At 75.9% G+C, this 319-nt stretch carries 1 protein-coding gene; it reads left to right on the forward strand.

Annotation, left to right across the window (positions count from 1 at the left end; all coding sequences use genetic code 11):
* On the forward strand, nucleotides 1–237 hold a 237-nt coding region (locus V8688_RS30055; RefSeq protein ID WP_342802212.1), incomplete at its 5' end, for a hypothetical protein.
* Between the last annotated feature and the right edge of the window lie 82 nt (nucleotides 238–319).

Below are 319 nucleotides of genomic sequence, written 5' to 3' on the forward strand. Positions count from 1 at the left end.
GCGGCGGCGCCTCCGCGTGGTGACGCGACGCCCGCGCCGGTGCCGGTCCGGGTGACCGTGCGCGATCTGACGACCGCTGTGGGCCCGGCCGGTGATCGCGGGCGGGCGGCGCCCGTGGAGGTGCAGATCGTCGTGCGAGGCGGTGGATCGGCGGCGGAGTTGCCCGCCGCGCTGCGCGATCTGGTGCAGACGTTGATCACGCCACAGCGTGTGCCCGCGCCGCGACCGCATCGTTGAGCTGGTGCGAGCCCCATGCCTGGTGGCGTCTGTCGTCGGAGAGCCAGCGGTGCTGCCGGTTCCGAGTCGGGGGGGGGCGCGG

Source organism: Nocardia sp. No.11 (assembly GCF_038752175.1).
In the GTDB taxonomy this organism is placed as follows: Bacteria; Actinomycetota; Actinomycetes; order Mycobacteriales; family Mycobacteriaceae; genus Nocardia; species Nocardia canadensis.